The following is a 16,049-nucleotide window of genomic DNA, read 5'->3' as shown; positions in this document are numbered from 1 at the left end:
CGCGCCCCCGCGGCGCGGCGCGGCGAGCTCAGGGCTCAGGGCTCAGGGCTCAGGGCTCAGAACTCAGGGCTCGGCCAGGCCCGGGTCGGGGGCGTCCACCAGGGTGCTCAGGGGCAGGCTGGCGATCTCCTGCAGCAGCCGCACCAGCTGCTGGGCGGCGGCCTGCACCAGGGCGTGGCCTTTGTCGGCGGTGGCCGCGGCCGCGTTGCCTGCCGCCCCGGCGGGGTGGTAGTCCTGCATCTGCCAGCCCAGCTTGGCGCTGCGCCCGTTGCCCAGCAGCGGGTAGCGCTCGGCCCGGTCCTGCGAGCTGCTGCGGAAGTTCTGAGCCCGCGCCATCTGCACCAGCTCGGGTCGCAACGCCAGCATCATCGAGGTCTCGGTGTCCCCCGCGTGGATGCCAAAGCGCTGCTCCTGCGCGCTGAACAGGGCCTCCACCTCGGGCGGCAAGGGCAGGTTGAACCAGCTGCAGCTGTAGACGATCAGGCCGCAGCGGCTGCGCAGCTCGCGCGCCACGATGTCCATCACGCTGACCTGGCCGCCGTGGCTGTTGAACAACAACAGCTTCTTCACCCCGGCCCGCGCGACGCACTCACCAAGCTCGGTCCAGAGCCGGATCACGGTCTCGGGCGACAAGGTCAGGGTACCGGCAAAGCGCTGGTGCTCGGGGCTCAGGCCCACCGCCTGGGTGGGCAAGAACAAGACCGGCAGGGCGGCCGGCAGATGGGGCAAGGCCGCTTGCACGATGCCGTCCACCAGCGTGGTGTCCACGCTCAGGGGCAGGTGGGGGCCATGCTGTTCGATGGCCGCCACCGGCAGCACGGCGACCACGTCCGCGGCCTCGCCGGTGGCCTGCAGGCGTGCGAAATCCCGGCAGCCCAGTTCGGCCCAGAAACGTGATGAAAGTGTCATGAAGCGCATATTAGTGCCAGTTTTTGGCGCCTGCTGCGGGCCAAATGGTCGCGCGCGCGAAACACCCTGCCCAGTTCGCGCAAAAACATCATTTCATGCTGTAACAATAGACTTCCCTCTCATCTGCCTCGCCGCCCGCCCGCCCGTGCCTGCTTTTCTGACTGACCGCTTGTTCCCTGCCTGCTGGACCGCGGCCTTGTATGCCATCCTGGGCTGGATTTCGCTGCAAATCTGCATCCCGCCGGACTACGTGTCCCTGGTGTTCCTGCCCGCCGGCTTGGCGCTGGGCATGGTGCTGACGCGCGGCCCCTGGATGCTGCCGGCGGTGGCCTTGGGGTCCTGGCTGGTGCAGTGGCAGGCCAGCCACCAGGCCGGGCTGCAAGGCCTGTCCTGGCACATGCTGGTGCCGCCGATCGGCGCCATGCTGCAGGCCCAGGTCGGGGCCGCGCTGGCGCGGCGCTGGATCGGCTACCCCGACCCGGTGGAGAGCCCGAACCGGGTCATGTGGCTGCTGCTGGGGGTGGGCCCGCTGAGCGCGCTGATCAACGCCAGCCTGTCGGTGCCGGTGCTGGTGGCGGCGCAGGTGATTGCCCCGAGCGAGGCGCTGTTCAGCTGGTGGACCTGGTGGCTGGGCGACGCCATTGGGGCCGTGCTCGGCCTGCCGCTGGTGCTGGTGTGGCAGGGCCAGCCGGCCAGCCACTGGCGCAGCCGGCGCTGGACGGTGGCCGCCCCGATGGGGGTGGCACTGCTGGTGGTGGGCACGGTGGTGTATGGCATCAAGAACTGGGAAGACCGGCGCATCAAGTCGCAGCTGGAAGAGTCCGCTACCGAGCTGAGCCAGCGCCTGCAACGGCGGCTGGACGCCCAGAGCGACAGCGTGCAGGCGATCGCCCGCGTCATGCAGGTCAGCCAGACCCGGGTCGGCAGCCCCGATGAAATCACCCAGGACGAGTTCGCCCAGACCGCCCGGCACTGGCTGGAGCGTTACCCCGGCACCCAGAACTTTGGCTGGAGCCCTTACCTGACGGTCCACGAGCGCTCCCTCTATGAATCGCGCCACTGGCTGATCAAGGGCCGCTCGGTCACGGGCACCACGTACACCTCGGCGGTGCGGCCCGAGTACCTGCCGATCACACTGATCGAACCGCGGGCCAGCAATGTGCGCGCGCTGGGCCTGGACGTGGCGGTGCTGCCGGCCACCGCGGCCACCGTGGCCAGCTCGCGCGCGAGCGGTCAGGCCCGGGTCTCCGAGGGCATTCGCCTGGTGCAGGAATCCGGCGAACAGCGTGCGGTGGTGATGTACCAGGCGGTGTTCGAGCCGCAGACGCCCAGCCAGCTCAAGGGCGTGGTGTCAGCGGTGTTCCGCATGGACGATGTGCTGCACGCGATGAGCCAGCCCGACTCCGGCCACCGCCCCGAAAGCTGCCTGGTCGACCCGATGGCCGCGGTCGACAACCAGCGCCTGGCGGGCCCGCCCGGCTGCGACCGCGCCGACTGGATGACCCACGAGCTGAGCTTGCGCCGCAGCCTGCTGTTCGGTGGCCGCGAGTGGGAGCTGCGGGTGCGCGCCACCCCGGCGTTCATGGAGCACGCGCGCGACTGGAGCGCCTGGGTCATGGTGGCGCTGAGCCTGTTGTGCGTGGGCCTGCTGGGGGCCTTTTTGCTGGTCATCACCGGGCAGGCCCGGCGCACCCAGGCCCTGGTCGACCTGCGCACGCGCGAGTTGGCCGCGCTGGCCCACTACGACAGCCTGACCGGCCTGCCCAACCGCAGCCAGTGGGTCAGCCGCAGCCAGACCGAACTGGAGCAGGCGCAACGCCTGGGCGAACGCCTGGTGGTGCTGTTCCTGGACCTGGACCACTTCAAGCACATCAACGACACGCTGGGCCATGCGCTGGGCGACGAGTTGCTGCAGGCGGTGGCCAACCGGCTCGCCCCCTGCCTGGACAGCCACCACCTGCTGGCCCGCATTGGCGGCGACGAGTTCGTGGTGTTGATGCCCCGGGTCAACGCCTCCGACGAAGCGGCCCAGGTGGCCGAGGCGCTGCGCGGTGCGCTCAACACACCGCTGGTGGTGCAAGGCCATGAGATCAACCTGTCGATGAGCGTGGGCATCGCCTGCTACCCCGAAGACGGCGACACCCTGGACCACCTGCTCAAGCACGCCGACACCGCCATGTACGTGGCCAAGGAGGCCGGCCGCAACGGCTACCAGTTCTTCATGAAGGAAATGAACGCGCGCGTGTCGCGCCGCATGTTCCTGGAGAACAACCTGCGCCGCGCGCTGGAACGCCACGAGATGTACCTGGTCTACCAGCCGCAGATCGAGGCCAGCACCGGGCGCGTGTCGGGGGTCGAAGCGCTGGTGCGCTGGAACCACCCCGAAGAAGGCCTGATCCCGCCGGACCGCTTCATCCCGGTGGCCGAGGACTGCGGGCTGATCGAACCGCTGGGCGCCTGGGTGCTGCACCAGGCCTGCCGCCAACTGCAGGACTGGCGCGACGACGGGCTGGACGAGCTGATGATGGCCATCAACATCTCGCCCATGCAATTCAGGAAGCCGGGCTTCACCGACACGGTGCGCAGCGCGCTGCACAGCAGCGGCGTGGACCCGCGCTGCATCGAACTCGAGATCACCGAAACCCTGTTGATGCAGCCGCTCAACGATCTGGACAGCCGCCTGCGCGAACTCACGGCGATGGGGCTGACCTTCTCGCTCGACGACTTTGGCACCGGCTACTCCAGCCTCGGCTACCTGAAGCGCCTGCCCATCTCCCGCATCAAGCTCGACAAGTCCTTTGTGGCCGACCTGCCCGGCGATGTCGAAGACGAGGCGGTGACCCGGGCCACGCTGTCGATGGCCAAGGACCTGGGCCTGCATTGCGTGGCCGAAGGCGTGGAGACCCCGGCGCAGCGCGACTTCCTCAGCGAGCGCGGCTGCGACACCTTGCAGGGCTACCTGTTCGCCCGTCCGATGCCCGAGCAGGAATGCCGGGAGTGGATTCGCCACCACCGCCGTCAGCAGCGCCGGGCCTGAGGGCCGCGGGGAACCTGACTCCGCGCCTGGCTTGGCTTGGCCTGGCGCACGCCCCCCGGGCGGCGGCCAGCGCCCCACCTGGGTAGCGGCCAGCGCCCCACTTGGGGCGTGGCCTTCACCGCATGAGGGTGGGGCCAATGAAGCCCGCCCAGGCACCGGAGCCGGGCGGGATCGGGGGCTCAGGGGGGCCGTGGGCTCACAGGCAGTGGCGCACGGCGCGCACCACGTGGGCAGCGTCGACCCCAAAGAAGGCGCGCAACGCGGCACGGGTGTCGCTGCGGCCAAAGCCGTCGGTGCCCAGGGTCAGGTAACGGCGGCCCGCCGGCACCAGCGCACGCACGCTCTCGGGCACCGCGCGCACATAGTCGCTGGCGGCGATCACCGGCCCAGGGCGGCCGGCCAACAGGGTGCTGAGCCAGGCCTGGCCGGGCTCGGCCTCGCCCGCCAGGGCGCGCGCCTCGCAGGCCTGGCCGTCGCGCGCCAGCTCGCTCCAGCTGGTGACGCTGATCACCTCCACCGACACGCCCTCGGCGCGCAGCTGGTCGGCCGCCTTCACCACCTCGGTGAGGATGGCGCCCGAGCCCAGCAAGGTGACCTGGGGGGCAGCACCTCCGGCCACCGCGGCGCCGGGCTGGAACACATAGGCGCCGCGCAACACGCCTTCGGCCGCGCCCTCGGGCAGGTCGGGCTGGGCGTAGTTCTCGTTCATCAGCGTGAGGTAGTAGAAGGTGTCCTGCTGCTCGACCATCATCTCGCGCATGCCCTGGTCGACGATCACCGCCAGTTCGCCTGCAAAGGCCGGGTCGTAGGCCTTGCAGTTGGGGATGGTCGCAGCCACCAGGTGGCTGCTGCCGTCCTGGTGCTGCAGGCCTTCGCCGCCCAGGGTGGTCCGGCCCGAGGTCGCGCCCAGCAGGAAGCCCCGCGCACGCTGGTCGGCGGCCGCCCAGATGGCGTCGCCCACGCGCTGAAAGCCGAACATCGAGTAGTAGATGTAGAACGGCAGCATGGCCAGGCCGTGCACGCTGTAGCTGGTGGCGGCGGCGGTCCAGCTGGCGATGGCACCGGCCTCGCTGATGCCTTCTTCGAGGATCTGGCCGTCCAGCGCCTCGCGGTAGCTGAGCACCGAGCCAATGTCCTCGGGCGCGTAACGCTGGCCCACGCTGCTGTAGATGCCGACCTGCTTGAACAGGTTGGCCATGCCGAAGGTGCGCGCCTCGTCGGCCACGATGGGCACGATGCGCGGGCCCAGTTGCGCGTCCTTGAGCAGGCTGCCCAACATGCGCACAAAGGCCATGGTGGTGCTCATTTCCTTGCCCGCCGGGGTCAGCGCGAACTGGCCGTATTGCGCCAACGCGGGCACCGCCACCGGGTCGCAGCGGGTGTCGCGCTGCGGCAGGTAGCCGCCAAGCTGCTGGCGGCGCTGCTGCAGGTACTGCATTTCGGGGCTGTCGGGGGCCGGCTTGTAGAAGCTCAGCGAGGTGGCTTGCTCGTCGCTCAGCGGCAGGTTGAAGCGGTTGCGGAACTCGATCAGATCGGTCTCGTCGAGCTTCTTCTGGCTGTGCGTGGTCATCTTGCCCTGGCCCGCCGAGCCCATGCCATAGCCCTTTTTGGTGTGGGCCAGGATCACGGTGGGCTGGCCCCGGTGGGCCGCGGCCGCGGCGTAGGCGGCGTGGATCTTCACCAGGTCGTGGCCGCCGCGCTTCAGGCGGTCGATCTGCTCGTCGGTCAGGCCCATGGCGAGGCGGGTCAGGTCCTCGTTCTGACCGAAGAAGTTGTCGCGGTTGAAGCGGCCGTCCTTGGCCGCGAAGGTCTGCATCTGGCCGTCGACCGTGCCCGACAGGGCGCGCACCAGCGCGCCAGTGACGTCACGCGCCAGCAGGCCGTCCCAGTCGCTGCCCCAGACCAGCTTGATGACGTTCCAGCCGGCGCCGGCAAACAGGCGCTCCAGCTCGTCGATGATGCGACCATTGCCGCGCACCGGGCCGTCCAGGCGCTGCAAGTTGCAATTGACCACCCAGACCAGGTTGTCCAGCCCTTCGCGCGCGGCCAGGGTCAGCGCACTCATGCTTTCGGGTTCGTCCATCTCGCCGTCGCCGAACACGCCCCAGACCTTGCGGCCGCTGCAATCGAGCAGCTGGCGGTGGCTCAGGTAGCGCATGAAACGCGCGTGGTAGATCGAGCTGATCGGCCCCAAGCCCATTGAGCCGGTGGGGAACTGCCAGAAGTCCGGCATCAGCCAGGGGTGCGGGTAGCTCGACAGGCCGCGCGCGCCTGCGCCGGGGGCCACGATCTCTTGCCGGTAATGCCGCAGGTCGGCCTCATCGAGGCGGCCTTCCAGGTAAGCCCGCGCGTACACGCCAGGCGCGCTGTGCGGCTGGAAGAACACCAGGTCCCCGCGGTGCTGCTGCGGGCCCACGCCTTCACGGGCGCGGAAGAAATGGTTGAAGCCGACCTCGAACAGGTCGGCCGCGCTGGCGTAGCTGGCGATGTGGCCGCCCAGTTCGCCATAGGCCTGGTTGGCCCGCACCACCATCGCCAGCGCGTTCCAGCGCATCAGCGAAGCCAGTCGCTCCTCGATCGCCAGATCGCCCGGGAACACCGGCTGCTGCGCCAGCGACACGGTGTTGACGTAGGCCGTGTTGAGGTCGGGTTGCCAGCCCGTGGCGTGCTGACGCGCCAGGCGCACCAGCTCGTCGAGCACAAAGCGCGCGCGCTCCGGCCCCTGGCTCTGCACCAGGGACTCAAAGGCTTCGCGCCATTCAGCGGTTTCGGTGGGGTCCAGATCGACTGACAAGGCGGCCTCCTGGGACAGGGGTTGAAGCAGATGCTGCGGGGGGATGGGGGCGTTCATAGAACAAACACTGTAGGCAGGTCAACGCCGAATGAGCGACTCATTCAAGCCACGAAAATGACTGACAGAGGCATAAAATGCCACACCTAACCCCATTGGAAGCAGATGAAACTGGACACCCTCGATTTGCGCATCCTGGCCGAGTTGCAGCAGGACGGCTCGCTGTCCAACGTCGAGCTGGCGCGCCGGGTGCACCTGTCGCCCTCGCCCTGCCTGGCCCGCGTCAAGGCGCTCGAGCAGGCGGGCGTGATTGCCCGCTACGTGGCACTGGCCAACGCGGCCGCCTTGGGGCTGGGGCTCAATGTGTTCATCTCGATCAGCCTGACCACCCAGAGCAAGGCCGCGCTGGCCGACTTCGAGCAGCGCATCTGCGAGCACGACGAGGTCATGGAGTGCTACCTCATGACCGGCGACAGCGACTACCTGATCCGCATCGCGGTGGCCGACATGGCGGCGCTGGAGCGCTTCATCCTGGAGCGGCTCACGCCGATCCCGGGGATCGAGAAAATCCGCTCCAGTTTTGCCCTCAAGCAGGTGCGCTACAAGACCGCCCTGCCCCTGCCCACGCCCCAGGCGGGCCCGCGCTGACGACGCACCGCGCCCGGGGCCCGGGCCCGCGCCATGGCGACCCGAAACGCTGCGGGCGCAACAACTTGTAACGCGCGGATGATTCCTCCAGAATGGGGTGTGTGGTCCCCGGTCAGTCGCGTCCGAACAAGGAAAGTCGTCAACCATGCAGGGCAAGGGAGAACAAGCACCGCTCGTTTCCAAAGCCCCCTTGCGGGGTGTCAGGCCGCGCTTTGCCCGCGCCGGGCCGGCCCTGCTGGCCGCCGCGGTGCTGACCCTGGCGCCGCTGGCCCCAACGCCCGCAGCCGCCGACCATGGCCCCCAGGGGCCCCCGCTGAAGGTGCGTTTCGCACCTGAAAAAGACTACGGCCCCTTCATCTACGAAGACAGCGACGGCGTGGTGCGCGGCCTGTCGATGGACATGCTGGCGGCGCTGGCCGAACACGCCAACCTGCAGCTTGAGATGCTTCCCCCGCGCCCGCTCAATGAGATCCTGGCGGCGGCCCAGCGCGGCGAGGTGGACCTGATCTCCTCCCTGCGCCCGACGCCCGAGCGCGCCAAGGTGCTCGGTTTCACGCGTGCCTACGCCACGGTGCCCGCGGTGCTGGTGACCCTGCCCACGGGCCAGCAGCCCACCCTGCTGGACTTCCAGGGCCGCCCGGTGGCCGTGGGGCGCGGCTACGCGGTCGAGGCCTTCGCCCGCGAGAAATACCCCGCCGTGCAATGGGTGTCGGTGAACGACGACGCTGAAGGCCTGCAGAAACTGCGCCTCGGCCAGGTCAGCGCGGTGGTGGCCGACGTCGCCAGCGTGCACTTTGTCGCCGACCGGCTGGGCCTGGACGCCTTCAAGGTGCACGCCGGCATCGGGTTCGAGTACCCGCTGAGCTTTGCTTTTCTGAAGTCGCGGCCGGACATCGGCGAGCGGCTCGAAGAGGGGCTGCGCCTGCTGCCCGAGGCACAACGCCAGACCCTGCGCCGGCAATGGCTGGAGGGCCGTCAGCAACGCGGCGAGGACCCCCGGGCGCGCTGGCTGATCCGGCTGGGCACGGCCCTGGCCGCGCTGGCCGTGCTGGGCTTGGCGGTGGCCTGGTGGCGCCAGCGGGAATCGGTCCATGATGCGGGCTGAACCCCGCCCCCAGGACACCGGCCCGCCCCCGGTGCCCCCGCACCGCCGCCCGCAGCCGCCGCTGTGGCTGGCCGCCGGTGGGGCGGCCCTGGTGTACGCGGCGCTGGCCTGGCTGGGCATCGAGGTGTCGCGCCTGCCCGGCAGCGTGGCCACGCTCTGGTACGCCAACCTGGCCGGCGCCTGGGCGCTGGCCCGGCGCCCCCCGCGCGACGCCTGGCTGATGCTGCCGCTGATGATGGCCGCTAACCTGGGCGTCAACCTGGCGCTGGGGGACGACTGGCTGATCGCGCTGACCTTCGTGCCCGCCAACCTGACCGAAACCGCGCTGGCGGCCTGGGCGCTGCGCTCACTGATGCGGGGCCCCGATCTGCTGCACAGCCCCGCGCTGCTGGCCAAGGGCCTGTTGCTGGCCGGGGTGCTGCCGGCACTGGTGGGGTCGGTGCTGGGGGCGGCGCTGCTGGCCAGCTGCAGCGAACCGACCTTTGCCTACCTGTGGCCGCGCTGGCTGGAAGGGGGGCTGATTGGCAGCATCTCCATGCTGCCCCTGGTGCTGGTGCTGCTGCGCCAGGGCCGGCGCGCCGTGTGGCGCCAGCTGGCCACGCTGGAGGCGGTCTCCTTGCTGCTGCTCAGCGCCGGCGTGTCACTGGTGGTGCCGCTGGCCGTGCCCTACCCCTTTGTGTACATCGCGCTGCCCCTGGTGCTGATGGCGCTGCGCCAGGGCTTTGCGCTGACCGCCGTGGCCAACCTCATGACCTCGGTGCTGACCGGCACTCAGATCGGGCTGGGCTTGCTGGTGCCCCCCGCCACCACCCTGCACTGGCAGCACGTGCTGTTTTACCTGCCGATCCTGGCGGTCATCGTGCCACCGATCCTGCTGGCCACCGCGATGGAAGGCTACCGCCAGAGCCTGCGCGAGCTGCGCGCCAGCGAGCAGCGTTTTCGCACCCTGTACGCGCGCACCCCGGCCCTGCTGATGTCTTTCCTGCCCGATGGGCGCCTGGTCAGCGCCAGCGACTGGTGGCTGGAGAAGCTCGGGCGCCGCCCCGAGGAGGTGCTGCAGCAGCCCTTCACGGCCTTCATGCCCCCCGAATCGGCACGCCGCCTGAATGAACAGGTGCTGCCCGCCTTGCGCCGCCACGGCCATTGCCAGGACGAAGCCTGCCAATGGCTGACCGCCCGCGGCGAGACCATCGAGGCGCGCCTGTCGGCGGTGTGGGAGCGCGATGAACACGGCCAACCCAGCCGCGCGCTGGCGGTGATCGAGGACGTGACCGAGCAGCAGCGCCTGGCCCTGTTCGCGGCCGAACGCGAGTTCACCGAAGTGACGCTGCACTCGATCGGCGACGGCGTGGTGGCCTGCGATGCCGACGGCCGCGTGCAGTACCTCAACCCGGTGGCCGCCAGTCTGCTGGGGGCCCCGGTCGAGAGCTGGCGCGGGCGCGATTTTGACGAGGTGATCGTGCTGTTCGACCAGGAAACCCAGCAGCGCCTGGACAGCCCGGTGCAGCGCTGCCTGCGCGAGCAACGGGTGTCGGGCCTGCCCAGCATGGCGCTGCTGCGGGGCGCCGACGGGGCGCTCTACCCGATCCAGGACTCGGTCGCCCCGATCTTTGGCCGCGACGGCCGCCTGATGGGCGCGGTGATGGTGTTCCAGGACGTGCGCGAGGCCCGCGCCATGGCCCAGCGCATGGCCCACCTGGCCCACCACGACGCGCTGACCGACCTGCCCAACCGGGTGCTGCTGCAAGACCGCATCACCCAGGCCTGCGAGTTGGGCCAGCGCGAGGGGCGGCAGTTTGGGGTGATGTTCCTGGACCTCGACCACTTCAAGGAGATCAACGACACCCTGGGTCACGCGGCGGGCGACGACTTGCTGCGCGAGGTGGCACGCCGCCTGCAAGCCACGCTGCGCCAGTGCGACACCATTTGCCGCCTCGGGGGCGACGAGTTCGTGATGCTGATCGGCCAGCTCGACGCCCCCAGCGACCTGGCCGCGGTGGCGGACAAGGTGCTGGCCCGCGTGGCCCAGCCCTGCCGGGTGGCGGGTCAGGAGGTCAGCGTCTCGATCAGCCTGGGCCTGGCGCTGTACCCGAGCGACGGGGACACCGCCGACCGGCTGATCAAACACGCCGACACAGCGATGTACCAGGCCAAGCGAGGCGGCCGCAACCGCTATGAATTCTTTGCCGCGCTGCCCGCAGGCGGGCTCGGCCCGGGCCCGGACCGGCGCGCCGAGCCGACGGCGGCCGACACGGCCCACGCGCCGCTCCCGCCGCCGCTACCGCCGCCCGCACCGGTCTCGGGGGGCTGAGCGCGCCGCGGGCGCCCGGTCAGGCCCAGCCCTGCAGGACCACCTTGCCGCGCGCGCGGCCCGACTCGATCCAGGCGTGGGCCCGGCGCAGGTTGGCCGCGTTGATGGCGCCCATGTGCTCGCCCTCGGTGCTGCGCAGGCGGCCGGCGTCAACCAGCTCGCTGACCCGTTGCAGCAACTGGTGCTGCTGGACCATGTCGGGGGTGCCGAAGCGACTGCGCGTGAACATCAGCTCCCAGTGCAGGCTCAGGCACTTGGCCTTGAAGGCCATCAGGTCGACCGCGCCGGGCTCGAAGTCGTCGATCAGGCCCAGTTGCCCCTGGGGGGCCAAGGCGTCGATGATCTGCGCCACATGCTGGCCGGTGTGGGTCAGCGACGCCACCCGGTGCACCGGGCCCACGCCTGCCGCCTGCAGCTGCGGGGCCCAGGGCTGGTGGTGGTCAATCACCTGGTGGGCGCCCAGGTCCAGGCACCACTGGCGGGTTTCGGGGCGCGACGCGGTGGCCACCACGGTCAGGCCGGTCAGTTGGCGCGCCAGCTGGATCAGGATCGAGCCCACGCCCCCGGCGGCGCCCACGATCAGCAGCGTCTGGCCCGCGCCACCGGCCGCGTCGGCCTGCAGCGGCACGCCAAAGCGGTCAAACAGCAGCTCCCAGGCGGTGATGGCGGTCAACGGCAGCGCTGCCGCCTGCGCGTCGCTCAGGGTGCGCGGGGCGCGCCCCACGATGCGCTCGTCCACGCGCTGCAGCTGGGCATTGCTGCCCGGGCGCACGATGCTGCCCGCGTACCAGACGCGGTCGCCGGGCTGAAACAGGCTGACCGCCGAGCCCACGGCCTGCACCGTGCCCACCGCGTCCCAGCCCAGCACCTCGGCCTGGCCCGGCGCGGGCGCACGGCTGCGGCGCACCTTGGTGTCGACCGGGTTGACCGACACCGCCGACACCGCCACCAGCAGGTCGTGCGGGTCCAGCTCGCTGGCCTGCGGGGCGGGCAGGCGCAGGTCCTGCAGGGATTCGGGGTGGTCGATGGGCAGGGGCTGGTGGTAGCCCACGGCTTGCATGGTGGCGGGGTTGATGGCAGAGGTCATGGCGTGCTTCCAAATGAAAAATCAAGGGATGGGGGAGAATCTAATCCCGCGCTGCCAGCAGATAAACCCGTCCAAAAAGGCATCAGTTTCAAATGAAAATTGAAAATCTAGACGAGCTGCGTGTGGCCCTGGCCTGCGCCGACACCGGCAGCCTGACGGCCAGCGCGGCCCGTTTGCACATCAGCCCGGCGGCGGCCAGTGCCGCGCTGAAGAAGCTGGAGGCCCGGCTGGGGGCGCGCCTGTTCGAGCGCAGCACCCGCAGCATGCGCATCACCGCCGAGGGCGAGCTGTTCACCGGCTATGCGCGCCGGGCGCTGGACCTGCTCAGCGAGGGCCAGGCCCAGCTCAGCGAGGGCGGCGCCCAGCTGCTGGGCACGGTGCGCCTGGCCGCCCCCAGCGACCTCACCCGGCGCGTGCTGCTGGACTGGCTGGACGACTTCCTGCACGCCCACCCCGGCGTTGAACTGCAGCTGGCGGTCAGTGACAGCCTGGCCGATGTGGTGCGCGACCAGGTGGACGTGGCGCTGCGCTACGGCGAGCTGGACGACTCGCGCCTGGTGGCCAGGCGCCTGCTGACCACGCGCCGCGTGCTGTGCGCGGCCCCCGCCTACCTGGCACGCCACGGCGCCCCGCAACACCCCAGCGAACTGAGCCAGCACGAATGCCTGAGCTTCATGGTGCGCGGGCGGCGCCTGCTGCAATGGCCGTTCACCCGCAGCGACGGGCGCGAGCAGCTGACCGTGCGCGTGCACGGCCGGCGCAGCGTGGACGACGCCGAGATCGCCCACCGCTGGGCCTTGGCGGGCCACGGCCTGATTTGCAAAAGCGAGGTCGACCTGCACGCCGACCTGGCCAGTGGCGCCCTGGTGCGCGTGTTGCCCGACTGGCAGGGCATCACCATGCCGCTGCACGCGGTGCTGCCCAGCAACCGCTTTGTGCCGGCGCGGGTGCGGGCCCTGATCGACGCCCTGGCCCAGCGCTGCCAGCAGTCGGGCATGGGCCTGGACGAGCGCAGACCCGCGCCAGCTTCGCTACCATCGACGCCATGACCCAAGACCTGTTCCGCCAAGATGCCCAGCTGCGCGAATGCAGCGCCACCGTGACCGCCCTCAGCGAGGCCGGCGTGGTGCTGGACCGCACGGTGTTCTACCCGCTGGGCGGCGGCCAGGCCGGCGACAGTGGCTGGCTGGTGCTGGCCGACGGCCGCACGCTGGCGATTGCCGACACCCGCAAGGTCAAAGACGAACAGGGCCAGGCCACGGCCGACATCGCGCACCTGCCGGCGCCGGGCCAGGAGACCCTGCTGGCCGAGCTGCAGGTCGGCCAAGCCCTGACCGCGCGCATCGACTGGGCACGCCGCCACCGGCCGATGCGCTTTCACACCAGCACCCACCTGCTGTGCCACCTGGTGGCGCAGCCGGTCAATGGCTGTTCCATCACGGCCGATGCGGCGCGCCTGGACTTCCACATGACCGAGCCGCTGGACAAAGACGTGCTCAACGCGGGCCTGGCCCGCCTGGTGGCGGCCGCTTTGCCCGTGACGGTGGGCGCGGTCAGCGACGCCGAACTCGACGCCAACCCGGCGCTGGTCAAAAGCATGTCGGTGCAGCCGCCGCGCGGCAGCGGCCAGGTGCGCACCATCCACATCGCCGCCCTGCCCGGCAGCGACCAGGCGGTCGACCTGCAGCCCTGCGGCGGCACCCATGTGAGCAACACCGCCGAGATCGGCACCGTGGTGGTCACCAAGATCGAGAAGAAAAGCGCCCAATCGCGCCGCGTGGTGCTGGGGTTTGCGGCCTGAGCCGCCGGAACTTACCGCCCCCGCCACGCTCCCACCCAGTCCATGTTGCACACCACTTTGTTTGACCGGCGCCGCCCCGAACGCCAGGCCCTCCGCCTGGGCACGGGCCTGGGCCCCCACCTGAGCGCCAGCCTGTGCGCTCTGGTGGCGCTGAGCGGCCTGTTCGCCGCCCCCGCCTCGGCCCAGCTGGAGCTGCGCCCGGGCCCCCACAGCAGCAGCCGGGCCCTCAGCGGCGCCGCCAGCGCCAGCGTCACCACCCCACGGGTCACCGCCGAACTGGTGGCCCTGGCCCCCCAGGGCGTGGGCCCCGGCCAGCCGCTGTGGCTGGGCCTGAGCCTGCGCCACCAGCCGGGCTGGCACACCTACTGGAAGAACCCCGGGGATTCCGGCCTGCCCACCCAGCTGAGCTGGCAACTGCCGGCGGGCCTGAGCGCGGGCGAGATCGACTGGCCGGTGCCGCACAAGATCCGCATCGGCCAACTGGCCAACCTGGGCTACGAGAACACGGTGTTGCTGCCGGTGCCGGTGCAGGTCAGCCGCGACTGGCGGGCCACGGGCGACACCTTGCCGGTCCGCCTGCATGCGCAGTGGCTGGTGTGCCGCGAGGAGTGCATCCCCGAGCAAGCCGACCTGGCCCTGGACGTGCCGGTGGCGGGCTCCACCGCGGCCCAGGCGCCCGCGTTTGCCGCCGCCCGGGCGGCGCAGCCCCAGGCCCTGAAAGGCGAGCACAGCGCACGTGTGGCGGGCCAGACCCTGAGCCTGCGCATCGCCGGTCTGCCCGCCGCCTGGCGCGGGCAGGCGCTGGAACTGTTCCCCGAAGACGCCGAGGTGCTCGACATCGCGGCTCCCAGCCCCGCGCGCTGGGACGGCGCCGTGTGGACCACCGAGGTGCCGCTGTCGGCCCAGCGCAGCAGCAGCCCCGGCCAACTGACCGTGGTGCTGCCCAGCCCGCAAGCCGGCAGCCCAGCCTACCGGGCCCAGCTGAGCGTGCAGGGCGAGTGGCCGCCCGTGGCCGCGCCCAGCGCGGTGTCGCCCGCGCTGAGTGCCGCCCTGGCCGCCAACCAGGCCACCGCCGCCCGCCCCGAACCGCTGCCCGCCAGCACCCCGGTCGGGCCGCTGGCCTGGGCCCTGGCCTTGCTCGGGGCCCTGGTCGGGGGCCTGGTGTTGAACCTCATGCCCTGCGTGTTCCCGGTGCTGGCGATCAAGTTGCTGGGCTTTTCGCGCCACAGCGGTGCCGACGGCGCGCGGGCCCTGCGCCTGCAAGGCCTGGCCTACACCACGGGCGTGGTGCTGTCGTTTGCCGCGCTCGGCGGGCTGATGCTGGCGCTGCGCGCGGGCGGGGCGCAGCTGGGCTGGGGCTTTCAGCTGCAGTCGCCGTGGGTGGTGGCCGGGCTGGCCGCGTTGTTCACGGTGATCGGGCTGAACCTGGCCGGCGTGTTTGAGTTCGGCCACTGGCTGCCCAGCCGCGTGGCCAGCGCGCAGGCGCGCCACCCGGTGGCCGATGCGGCCTGGTCGGGCGTGCTGGCAGTGGCCATTGCCTCGCCCTGCACGGCCCCGTTCATGGGCGCCTCGCTGGGCTTTGCCGTGGCCTTGCCGGCGCTGCAAGCGCTGGCCATTTTTGTCGCCCTGGGGCTGGGCATGGCCCTGCCTTACCTGGCGGTGGCGCTGCTGCCGGGCCTGAGCGATGGCCTGGCGCGGCGCCTGCCCAAGCCCGGCGCCTGGATGCAGACCTTCCGCCAGCTGATGGCCTTCCCGATGTTTGGCACCGTGGCCTGGCTGGTCTGGGTGCTGGGCCAGCAAAGCGGCATCGACGGGGCCGGCTCGCTGCTGGCCCTGCTGGTGGCCCTGAGCGCGCTGGCCTGGGCCCTGAGCCGCCCCGGTGCGGGCCGCCTCGGGCTGAGCGCGGTCAGCGCGGCCTTGTTGCTGTGGCTGGGCTGGGCCCTGGGCCCCAACCTGAACCCGCCGCCGGAGGCGGCCCCCAGCGCCGCCCGCAACGCAGACGCCCCGGCGGCGTCGGGCTGGGCCCCCTGGTCCGAAGCCCGGGCCCAGGCCCTGGTGGCCGAGGGACGCCCGGTGTTCATCGACTTCACCGCCGCCTGGTGCGTGACCTGCCAAGTCAACAAGCGCGGCACCCTGGCGAACGCGGCACTGCTCAAGGACATGGCCGACCAGCGCGTGGCCCTGCTGCGCGCCGACTGGACCCGGCAGGACCCCGCGATCACCCAGGCCCTGAAGGCGCTGGGCCGCAGCGGGGTGCCGGTGTACGTGGTGCTGCGCCCGGGCCAGGCGCCCGTGGTGCTGTCCGAACTGCTGAGCGTGGCCGAGGTGCGCCAAGCCCTGGCCCTGCCCCCCACTTGACA

The 16,049-nt window shown here is 71.0% G+C and carries 10 protein-coding genes; 7 read left to right on the top strand and 3 right to left on the bottom strand.

Going from position 1 to position 16,049, the window contains the following annotated elements; all coding sequences use genetic code 11:
- Positions 1 to 63: 63 nt before the first annotated feature.
- Positions 64 to 909: a creatininase family protein gene (locus tag PSQ40_RS09805; RefSeq protein WP_273951207.1), complete on the bottom strand. Its 846-nt coding sequence runs from the start codon at positions 907 to 909 to the stop codon at positions 64 to 66.
- A 169-nt stretch (positions 910 to 1,078) separates the two neighbouring features.
- On the opposite strand from PSQ40_RS09805, the gene PSQ40_RS09800 reads away from it, so the two are divergent.
- Positions 1,079 to 3,946 carry a bifunctional diguanylate cyclase/phosphodiesterase gene (locus PSQ40_RS09800; protein WP_273951206.1) on the top strand — a complete coding sequence of 956 codons (2,868 nt, stop codon included), beginning with the start codon at positions 1,079 to 1,081 and terminating at the stop codon, positions 3,944 to 3,946.
- Positions 3,947 to 4,142: 196 nt separating this feature from the next.
- Here PSQ40_RS09800 and mdeB read toward each other — a convergent pair whose 3' ends face one another.
- Positions 4,143 to 6,797 (bottom strand): alpha-ketoglutarate dehydrogenase, encoded by a 2,655-nt coding sequence (gene mdeB, locus PSQ40_RS09795; protein ID WP_273951205.1) that lies wholly within the window; start codon positions 6,795 to 6,797, stop codon positions 4,143 to 4,145.
- A gap of 105 nt (positions 6,798 to 6,902) precedes the next feature.
- Here mdeB and PSQ40_RS09790 point away from each other — a divergent pair, with 105 nt between their 5' ends.
- The 3 genes from PSQ40_RS09790 to PSQ40_RS09780 all read left to right on the top strand — a co-directional run bounded on the left by PSQ40_RS09790 (position 6,903) and on the right by PSQ40_RS09780 (position 10,801).
- Positions 6,903 to 7,385, top strand: a complete 483-nt coding sequence (locus tag PSQ40_RS09790; RefSeq protein WP_273951204.1) for an Lrp/AsnC family transcriptional regulator — start codon at positions 6,903 to 6,905, stop codon at positions 7,383 to 7,385.
- A 145-nt stretch (positions 7,386 to 7,530) separates the two neighbouring features.
- Positions 7,531 to 8,490, top strand: a complete 960-nt coding sequence (locus tag PSQ40_RS09785) for a transporter substrate-binding domain-containing protein (protein ID WP_273951203.1) — start codon at positions 7,531 to 7,533, stop codon at positions 8,488 to 8,490.
- Positions 8,480 to 10,801 (top strand): diguanylate cyclase domain-containing protein, encoded by a 2,322-nt coding sequence (locus tag PSQ40_RS09780; protein ID WP_273951201.1) that lies wholly within the window; start codon positions 8,480 to 8,482, stop codon positions 10,799 to 10,801. The genes PSQ40_RS09785 and PSQ40_RS09780 overlap by 11 nt, the downstream gene beginning before the upstream one ends.
- 19 nt (positions 10,802 to 10,820) lie before the next feature.
- Here PSQ40_RS09780 and PSQ40_RS09775 read toward each other — a convergent pair whose 3' ends face one another.
- Positions 10,821 to 11,861, bottom strand: coding sequence for a zinc-binding alcohol dehydrogenase family protein (locus PSQ40_RS09775; protein ID WP_273951729.1), 1,041 nt, complete (start codon positions 11,859 to 11,861; stop codon positions 10,821 to 10,823).
- A 119-nt stretch (positions 11,862 to 11,980) separates the two neighbouring features.
- Here PSQ40_RS09775 and PSQ40_RS09770 point away from each other — a divergent pair, with 119 nt between their 5' ends.
- From PSQ40_RS09770 to PSQ40_RS09760, 3 genes are read left to right on the top strand one after another with little or no spacing between them, the layout of a single operon-like run.
- Positions 11,981 to 12,937, top strand: a complete 957-nt coding sequence (locus tag PSQ40_RS09770) for a LysR family transcriptional regulator (RefSeq protein ID WP_273951200.1) — start codon at positions 11,981 to 11,983, stop codon at positions 12,935 to 12,937.
- The gene (locus PSQ40_RS09765) at positions 12,934 to 13,689 is read left to right on the top strand and encodes an alanyl-tRNA editing protein (RefSeq protein ID WP_273951199.1); all 756 of its coding nucleotides are present in this window, start codon (positions 12,934 to 12,936) and stop codon (positions 13,687 to 13,689) included. Before PSQ40_RS09770 ends, PSQ40_RS09765 begins: the two co-directional genes overlap by 4 nt.
- A 42-nt stretch (positions 13,690 to 13,731) precedes the next feature.
- Positions 13,732 to 16,047, top strand: a complete 2,316-nt coding sequence (locus PSQ40_RS09760; RefSeq protein ID WP_273951198.1) for a protein-disulfide reductase DsbD family protein — start codon at positions 13,732 to 13,734, stop codon at positions 16,045 to 16,047.
- The last annotated feature ends 2 nt before the right edge of the window (positions 16,048 to 16,049 follow it).

The organism is Curvibacter cyanobacteriorum (genome assembly GCF_028649475.1).
Classification (GTDB): domain Bacteria; phylum Pseudomonadota; class Gammaproteobacteria; order Burkholderiales; family Burkholderiaceae_C; genus Curvibacter; species Curvibacter cyanobacteriorum.
The sequence above is the reverse complement of the archived record's forward strand: the minus strand, read 5'-3'. Positions and strand labels throughout refer to the sequence as shown.

Excerpts from the sequence above, each read along its gene's own strand:
- mdeB (WP_273951205.1), bottom strand. The coding sequence starts at position 6,797 with ATGAACGCCCCCATCCCCCCGCAGCATCTGCTTCAACCCCTGTCCCAG.
- PSQ40_RS09775 (WP_273951729.1), bottom strand. The coding sequence starts at position 11,861 with ATGCAAGCCGTGGGCTACCACCAGCCCCTGCCCATCGACCACCCCGAA.
- PSQ40_RS09805 (WP_273951207.1), bottom strand. The coding sequence starts at position 909 with ATGACACTTTCATCACGTTTCTGGGCCGAACTGGGCTGCCGGGATTTC.
- PSQ40_RS09780 (WP_273951201.1), top strand. The coding sequence starts at position 8,480 with ATGCGGGCTGAACCCCGCCCCCAGGACACCGGCCCGCCCCCGGTGCCC.
- PSQ40_RS09770 (WP_273951200.1), top strand. The coding sequence starts at position 11,981 with ATGAAAATTGAAAATCTAGACGAGCTGCGTGTGGCCCTGGCCTGCGCC.
- PSQ40_RS09790 (WP_273951204.1), top strand. The coding sequence starts at position 6,903 with ATGAAACTGGACACCCTCGATTTGCGCATCCTGGCCGAGTTGCAGCAG.
- PSQ40_RS09785 (WP_273951203.1), top strand. The coding sequence starts at position 7,531 with ATGCAGGGCAAGGGAGAACAAGCACCGCTCGTTTCCAAAGCCCCCTTG.
- PSQ40_RS09760 (WP_273951198.1), top strand. The coding sequence starts at position 13,732 with ATGTTGCACACCACTTTGTTTGACCGGCGCCGCCCCGAACGCCAGGCC.
- PSQ40_RS09765 (WP_273951199.1), top strand. The coding sequence starts at position 12,934 with ATGACCCAAGACCTGTTCCGCCAAGATGCCCAGCTGCGCGAATGCAGC.